The 8,068-nt window shown below is 63.8% G+C and carries 7 protein-coding genes; all 7 read right to left on the reverse strand.

From position 1 onward, the window contains the following. Nucleotides 1–210 precede the first annotated feature (210 nt). Nucleotides 211–978: an ABC transporter ATP-binding protein gene (locus tag AB7F49_RS36190; RefSeq protein WP_428531773.1), complete on the reverse strand. Its 768-nt coding sequence runs from the start codon at nucleotides 976–978 to the stop codon at nucleotides 211–213. Continuing rightward, complete coding sequence (locus AB7F49_RS36195) at nucleotides 971–1,792, reverse strand: ABC transporter ATP-binding protein (RefSeq protein WP_428531776.1); 822 nt, start codon at nucleotides 1,790–1,792, stop codon at nucleotides 971–973. Before AB7F49_RS36195 ends, AB7F49_RS36190 begins: the two co-directional genes overlap by 8 nt. Continuing rightward, nucleotides 1,789–2,868, reverse strand: coding sequence for a branched-chain amino acid ABC transporter permease (locus AB7F49_RS36200; protein WP_428531779.1), 1,080 nt, complete (start codon nucleotides 2,866–2,868; stop codon nucleotides 1,789–1,791). Before AB7F49_RS36200 ends, AB7F49_RS36195 begins: the two co-directional genes overlap by 4 nt. Further along, entirely contained in the window at nucleotides 2,861–3,733 is an 873-nt protein-coding gene (locus AB7F49_RS36205) for a branched-chain amino acid ABC transporter permease (RefSeq protein WP_428531782.1), read from the reverse strand. Before AB7F49_RS36205 ends, AB7F49_RS36200 begins: the two co-directional genes overlap by 8 nt. Nucleotides 3,734–3,850: 117 nt before the next feature. Then, on the reverse strand, nucleotides 3,851–5,008 hold the full coding sequence (locus AB7F49_RS36210) for an ABC transporter substrate-binding protein (protein ID WP_428531785.1): 1,158 nt from the start codon (nucleotides 5,006–5,008) through the stop codon (nucleotides 3,851–3,853). Between the two features lie 150 nt (nucleotides 5,009–5,158). Continuing rightward, a complete protein-coding gene (locus tag AB7F49_RS36215) occupies nucleotides 5,159–7,057 on the reverse strand; it encodes an AMP-dependent synthetase/ligase (protein ID WP_428531788.1) in 1,899 nt (632 codons plus the stop codon). Nucleotides 7,058–7,198: 141 nt separating this feature from the next. Beyond that, a complete protein-coding gene (locus AB7F49_RS36220) occupies nucleotides 7,199–7,948 on the reverse strand; it encodes a TetR/AcrR family transcriptional regulator (RefSeq protein ID WP_428531791.1) in 750 nt (249 codons plus the stop codon). Between the last annotated feature and the right edge of the window lie 120 nt (nucleotides 7,949–8,068).

The raw sequence follows: 8,068 nt of genomic DNA on the forward strand, positions 1-8,068 counted from the left end.
CGAGCCGAACCTGGGGGGCGCCGGGTGGGGGGCTTCTTCGCTGCAACGGACAACGAGATGGCTTGGAGGCAAAAGCCCCCCACCCCGATCTCCTTCGCTGCGCTCAGTCGATCGACCCTCCCCCCCGCTTCGCGGGGGGAGGGAGAAGGAAGATGCCTCGCGGGGACGAGGGGGGAGACAGCTGCGCTCACGCCACTTTGCGCGCCGCGGCTAGTGCTGCTTCCCTGTCCCCAGATAGGCGGCAATGACCTTCTCATCCTTCAGCACGGCGTCGGCCGGACCGCTCGCCAGCGTGCGCCCGTAATCGAGCACGTGAATGCGGTCGGCGAGGTCGGCGACCATCTGCATATCATGCTCGATCCAGATCATGGCAATGCCGAGCTGATGCTTGATGCGCAGGATGAATCTTGCGAGGTCCTCGCGCTCCTCGCGGTTCAGGCCGGCGGAGGGCTCGTCGAGCAGGAGGATGGCGGGCTCGTTGGCGAGCGCGCGCGCGAAGCCGATGATCTTCTGGGTGCCGAATGGCAGGCCGCCCACCGCGGTGTGGCGATAGCGCTCCAGCTCGACGAATTCGATGATCTTCTCGACCGCCTCGCGCTGGCGGATTTCCTCGGCGCGCACGGAGGGCAGAAACAGCATCTCGGAGAACACATTGCCCCTGATGCGCGGATGGCGGCCGGTGAGCAGGTTGTCGACCACGCTCATCTGCGGGAACAATTCGCCGTGCTGGAAGGTGCGCGCGACGCCGAGCGCTGCGATGTCATGCGGCTTCTTGCCGATGAGCGATTCGCCGCGGAACGAGATCGCGCCCTCGCCGGGATAGAGCCCGCTGATGCAGTTGAACACCGAGGTCTTGCCGGCGCCATTGGGTCCGATCAGCGCAAGCAGTTCGCCCTTCTCGACCGCAAGCGACACGCCATCCAGCACCACCAGCCCGCCGAAGCGCAGCGTGAGATTGTCGACATCGAGTTCAGCCATACCATCTCCGCGAGCGGCGATATTGCTTGACGTCGCGATAGCTCCTGCGTTCCGCGCCGCCGGATTGTCCGAGATAGAATTCCTGGATGTCGCCGTGGGATTTCAGCTTGTCGGCGTCGCCGTCGAGCACGACGCGGCCATTCTCCAGCACATAGCCATAATCGGCGACATCGAGCGCGACCGCAGCGCTTTGCTCGACGATGACGATGGTGATGCCGAGTTCGTTCCGGATCTGCACGAGGCGCGCCATCAAATCCTCGACGATGACGGGGGCGAGGCCGAGCGATAGTTCGTCGACCAGCAGAAGCTGCGGCTTGCACATCAGTCCGGAGGCCAGCGCCAGCATCTGCCGCTCGCCGCCGGAGAGAAGTCCGCCGATGCGGGCGCGAAGGTCGCCGAGCCGCGGGAAGAACGAATAGACCTGTTCCTCGCGACGGCGGCGTTCGGCCTTGCTCATGGCCGGCGCGAAGGGCGCGGCGAGATTGTCTGCGATGGTGAGATTCGGGAACACCTTCTCGCGCTCGGGAACGAGTGCGATGCCGAGCCGCGTCAGTTCATTCGGCGGACGGTTCTCGATGCGCTTGTCGCGGAAGGTGATGGTACCCTCGGCGACGCGCGCATTGTCGATGCCGAGGAAGCCCGAGAGCGCGCGTAAAGTGGTGGATTTCCCCGCGCCATTGGTGCCGAGGATCGCCACGATCTGGCCCTCGCGCACGGTGAGCGAGACGCCCTGGATGGCGGTGATGGCGTGGTGATATACCACGGCGAGCTTTTCGGCTGTGAGGAGCGGCAAATGACTTGGCTGCACGGTCATTTGCGCGCTCCCGCGACCGGGCGATGCTTGAACGGCCAGAGCAGAAAGTAGGTCTGGATGCGGTGCCAGATGCCGACCAGGCCGAGCGGTTCGAATACCAGGAACAGGATCATCACCAGACCGAAGCCGGCATAGTTCACGGCGAAGAGCTGCCCGGCATAGGACTGCGCATTCGGCAGCGCCAGCAGCGCGCCCTCGATCACATAGGGGAAAATCGTGACGAACAGCGCGCCGAGAATGGCGCCGAGCAGCGAGCCCATGCCGCCGATGATCACCATCGCCACATACTGGATGGTGAGGAACATCGAGAACGCCTCGACCGAGACGAAGCTGCGGTAATAGGCGAACAAGGCGCCCGCGACCGCGGCGATTGCCGACGAGATCACGAAGGCGAGCAGCTTGTAGGCCGCGACGTTGATGCCGAGCGCTTCGGCCACGGTTTCGTGCGCATGGATGGCGCGCCAGGCGCGGCCGATCCGGGTGCGCAGGAGGTTGATGCACAGGAGCAGCGTGAGCGCGGCGAATGCCAGCATCACGTAATACCAGGTGGGCCCGCCATAGAGTTCGAACCCGAACACGACCGGCGCATCCACGGTGATGCCGGTCGAGAAGCCGCGCTTGGTCTCGTATTCGCCGCCGAGATAGACCACGATGAAATGCAGCGCGAGGGTGGAGACCGCGAGATAGAGCCCGCGCAGCCGCAGCGACGGGAGGCCGAAGATGATGCCGAGCAGCGCGCCGACCAGCGCCGCCGCCGGCAGCGTCAGCCAGATCGGGGTGTCGAATTCCTTGAACAGGATGCCGGCGGTGAAGGCGCCGGCGCACAGCAGGCCGGCGTGTCCGAGCGAGATCAGCCCGGCATAGCCGGTCAGCAGCATCAGCGACAGCGCTCCGATCGAGGCCAGCAGCACCTGGGTCGCGAGATCGAGATAGAAATTCGATGCGACCAGCGGAAAGCCGAGCAGCACGACGATGAAGACGGCGAGGCTGACTCGCTGCATGCGCGTCTGCAGGAGCGCTACGTCCTGCGCGTAGCTTGTGCGAAAATATCCCGAGGCGCGCGGCTGGTTAGACACGATCGAGTTCCTCGCGGGTGCCGAACAGGCCCCAGGGCCGCACGATCAGAAATGCGATCAGCACCACGAACGGGATCACGTCGGAAAGCAGCGGATCGATATACTGGATCGCCAGCACTTCGCAGGCGCCGATGATGAGCGACCCGACAATGGCGCCGACCAGCGAATCGAGCCCGCCGACCAGCGCCGCCGGAAAGGCCTTCAACCCGATGATCACCATGGTCTCGGTCAGCCCGGAATCGAGCGAGATCAGCATGCCGGCAAGCGCGCCGGTCAGCGTCGAGAGGCCCCAGGCCAGCGCATAGACCGCGTGCAGATTGATGCCGCGTTGCGCCGCGAGCAGCGGATTCTGCCCGGCCGCGCGCATGCGTACGCCCCAGGCGCCGAAGCGCAGGAAGATGAACAGCGAGGTGTAGGTCAATATCGTGACGCCGATCAGGATCGCGGCGAACAGCGAGATGCGCGCGCCGCCCGGCAGCGCGATCGCCGGGTTCGAAAAACCAAGCGCCTGTGCCGGATATTGGGTCTGCGCGGACCAGATCAGGACCATCAGTCCGCGCAGCAGGATACCGAGCGCGACCGTGGTCAGGACCGCCGCGAGCACCATCTCGCCGGTCATCTTGCGCATCAGGAACAGATAGACCAGTACGCCGACGGTGAGGCTGAGCACGACCGCGGAGGCGATCGCCGTCACCGGCGATCCTGCGAACATCCAGGCCGTGGTCAGGAGGAGATAGGACCCGACCATCATGAGTTCGCCATGCGCCAGATTCAGCACGCGGCTGACCCGATAGATCAGCACGTAGCCGCAGGCGATCAGCGCATAGATGGAGGACAGGACAATGATGTTGACGAGGAGTTGCACGCTACCCGGTCTTTCGGAAATTCATTATTCAGCCCTGCGACAGGCGGCCATCGAGTGCAAGGGAATGGCGCCCCGGGAGTCGAAAAAATCCGAATCCCGGGACAAATCCGCACGGATTCACTTCACGTCATACACTTTCCAGTCCTGCAGGATCCCGATCTTGCCGTCATTCCAGCGATAGACCCGATAGGCCTGCTGGGTGCGAAAGTGGTTGTCCTTGGTCCAGACCATGGGCACGCCGCGCAGGCCCTTGGTGTCGACCTTCAGATCGGACATGGCAGCGGCGATCTTCTCCTTGGTGGCGGGCCAGCCGGCCTTGCGCAAGGCTGCTTCCAGCGCGAGACCGCCGAGCCAGCCTTCGGTCATCTGGTTGGCCGGATATTTGGCACCGCCGGTCTTGGCCGCCTCTTCGATCTCCTTGTGAATGGGGAGCCCGTCCGCATAGAACGAGTTCGCGCCCATCACATAGAATTTTGGATCCTTCACGCGTGGCAATTCACCCTCGGCCTCGAGATGGGCGATGGTGAGATATTCGCCGTCCCAGCCAAGCCGGCGCAGCGCCTCGAAGGTCCGGATTTCGGTCACCCACGGCGCCCAGGAGAACGCCCAGTTGGCGCCGGCATCCTTGATCTTGGTGGCGAACGGCGTGTAGTCCGGAGTCGGCGGCGGGATCACTTCCTTGGCCACCGTCTTGAAGCCCATCTTTTCCCCTTCCGCCGCGGCGAAATCGATCTCCGATCGCGAGATCGGGATTGCCATCGCCGCATAGCCGACATTCACCGGACCCTTGGCCACCGATTTCACATATTCGAGCGCGGCGCGGCTGTCGTAGGTCTGCGCAAAACCGGTCGAGCAGAATTGCAGCGGATCGGCGTCCGGCGGCAGCACTTCCTTCGGGCAGACCGCCCCCATGAACAGGACGGGCACACCGGCCCGCTTGGTTTCCGCGAGCATCGGCGCATAGGTGGACGAGAGGCTCGCATTCACCAGAACCGGGACGTTGTCCTGCGACAAAAGCCGTTTCACATTCGCCGCGGCTTTCGATGGCGCCGCGGAATCATCCTGCAGGATCAAGTTCACCTTGCGGCCGTCGATGCCGCCGGCCGCGTTCAACTTGTCGATATAGAGCCGCAAGCCTTCCACCGCCGGCCCGAGGGTGCCGGCGGCCGGTCCGGTCATCGCCCCGGTCAGGCCGATCGTGTAAGCCTCCTGCGCTGCGGCCGGCAGTGTCATGGCGAGCGCGGCAATCGCTCCCATCAGGCTCCGCTTCAGCATTGGCGTTCTCCCTTTGTGGTGTGTCTTATTCTATTTTTTTCTGGCCTCTCATCCCGAAGGCGGGCCCAGCACAAGACTCTGGATTCCCGCTTTCGCGGGAATGAGCGGAGGATGGAGATTTTCAGGCTTCGATCATTCTCTCCGGCTTCGTCATCGCAGCGCGTCTCCCGCACCCGCGGCGAGCAAACGCTCCTCGGTGTCGTCATACATGCCTTCAATCAGGTCCTTGAACCGGTCGTACATCAGATTGCGCTTGACCTTGCGCGTCGGCGTCACCGGCTCGCCATCCTGCTCGGGGTCGAGTTCCTTTGGCAGGATGCGGAACGCCTTGATCTGCTCGACGCGTGCGAACTCGGTGTTCGCCTTGTCGATCTCCGCCCTGATCAGGCCCCGCACCGCCTCGCTCTGCACGAGGCTGGTGAACCCGGTATAGCTCACGTTGCTGGCGCGCGCCCAATCGGCAACCGAATCGAAATTGATCTCGATCAGCGCGGTGAGATATTTGCGGCCGTGCCCGAACACGATCGCCTCGCCGATATAGGGGCTGGCGCGCAGCGCGCTTTCGATTGCCGATGGCGAAATGGTCTTGCCGCCAGCGGTCACGAGAAAATCGCGCGCGCGGTCGATCAGCCGCAGATTGCCGTCCTGCCATTCTCCGACATCGCCGGTATGCAGCCATTGCTCGCTGTCGACGATCTGCTGCGTCGCGTCCGGCTGATTCCAGTAGCCCTCGAACTGGTCCGGGCCCTTGACCAGGATCTGGCCGTCGTCGTCGAGACGCACCTGCCAGCCGGGAACCACGGTGCCGACATTGCCGGGCTTCGCGAACGCCTGCGGCTGGCCGCTGATGAAGGCGCCGCCGGTCTCGGTCTGACCATAGGCTTCCACGAGATTGACACCCCAGATCTGCCAGAGCGCCGCAGTCTCCTTCGGCAACGGTGCCGCACCGGAAATCGCAAGCTCGAGCCTGTCGAGGCCGAGCTTGTTGAGCACGCGGCCGAACGCGACCGAACGCGCGAGCGTATTCATCACATCGGTACTCGCGCCGGTCTGTCCGGCCCAGCGGCGGCGCGCAGCGGAGCGGCCGAGCGTCATGGCCGCGTTGTAGACCAGCCGCTTGGCGGGCGATGTGGTGCTCAATCCCACCAGCACCTGCGAGGCGAATTTCTGCATGTAGCGCGGCACCGTGAACAATACCGTCGGCGCCACCTCGAACATGGTCTGCATCAGGTCGTCGACGGTCTCGCCGTAATGCGGGACCAGACGCGAGATCAGCGGCAGTGTGATCGCGACATCGCGGCCGAAGATATGGCAGAGCGGCAGGAACACCACGGTGCGGTGATCCTTGTCGCGCAGGGTCGGATAGTGATCGACGATGGTGTAGGTGCCGGCGAGATGCTTGCCGTGCGAGATCAGCGCACCCTTGGGATTGCCGGTGGTGCCCGAGGTGTAGACGATGAAGGCCGGATCGTCGGGCTTGAGTGCGGCGGCCATCGCTTCAAGTGCCGCGATGTTTGCCGCATCGTCGGCGGATATCCGTTCCTCGATTTGCGAAAGCGAGACCAGCTTCGGATCGCTGTAGTCGAACATTGCCGAATCGTCGATCACCACGATCCATTTCAGATCGGGCAGGCGATCGGTGATCTGCAGGATCTTGTCAATATATTCCTGATTCTCGGCGATGAAGATCGAAGCCCCACCGTCCTTCATCAGGAATTCGACCTCGGACACCGAAGCGGTGGGATAAATCCCATAGACGATGCCGCCCGCAGCTTGCGCGCCCATGTCGCAGACCGCCCACTCCTCGCACGCGTCGCCCATGATCGCGACGCGGTCGCCCTTGGCGAGGCCCAGTGATTGCAGCGCACGCGCGCAGCGTCCCACCGCGGCGGCATAATCGCGCCATGTCCTTTCACGATAGAGGCCGAGGCTCTTCGCGCGATAGGCGACATCGCGGGGCTTGTTCCGCGCATGCTCCGCGATCAGCCCGGGTGCGGTCTTGCCGCGAAGCACTGCGAATTCCGGAGATTGCGACGCCGCGTGGGTCATGACGGCTCCGTCATGACCGGCAACAAATGCGCGGTGCCGTCGAACGACATCTTCATCGCAGCCTTCCTCCCGAAATGGACCTGGCCGGTGCGCCGGCTCTTGTTCCGCTGTTATTTCAACAACGGACATTCTATAGGTCAATCAAATTGTTTGATTGCGCCGGCGCGAGAACGATCTGCGTGCCCACTTTTCCGCCCCGGTCCGCGGCGCATCGATGCCTCGCAATATCAGCGAAATGAACTCGCCGCCAATGCGCTCTAGCGACACGCGCTCGCGTGGATACCATGCCGCGCAGCCGTTCACGACCGACAGTATCGACAATGTGACGAGGCGCGTATCAAGGTCGTCACGGAACTCGCCGCTGCGCTGGCCCTGTTTCAGCACGGTCTCGAAATTCGCCTCGATTTCGCGCGAGACCTTGCGAACCTTGCGACGGCTGTGCGCCGGCAGGAACTGGCGCTGGGTGAGGAACACCTTCATGAAATTGCCGCGGTCCAGAAGCGGCGAAATATGCGCCCGGATCAGGCCGGAAAGGCGTTCGGTTGCGGTGCCGGGACCGTCGGCGATGGCCTTTTCGGTCTCAAAGAATCCCTCGACCCCGCGCATGCAGACCAGTTCGAGCGCCACTTCCTTGGAGGGGAAATAATAATACAGGCTGGCCTGACGGATTTTCAGAACGTCGGCGATGTCCTGGGTGGTGGCCCCGTGATAGCCGCGCTCGGCAAAGACCTTTGCTGCCGCCTCGATGATTTCGGCGGCGCGGCGGTGTGTCGCGCGCTTGCGTCGCTCGGCAGGCTCGTCCGCGCCGCTCTTGCGCAGCGGCGGCTCGCGCCGCGGCGGGCTGCGCCTGACGGGGCTTGCATCCGGGGCGGCTGCCGATCTAGATTTCATCTATAGCCCTATAGAAAAAACTCATGACCGGGAGCATGCGCCAATGACGACCCTGCCGCAAGGCCGCCCACCGTTCCGCGCCGACCATGTCGGCAGCCTGTTGCGACCGCCGGTGCTGCG

Origin of the sequence: Pseudorhodoplanes sp. (assembly GCF_050250235.1) — a bacterium.
In the GTDB taxonomy this organism is placed as follows: domain Bacteria; phylum Pseudomonadota; class Alphaproteobacteria; order Rhizobiales; family Xanthobacteraceae; genus Pseudorhodoplanes.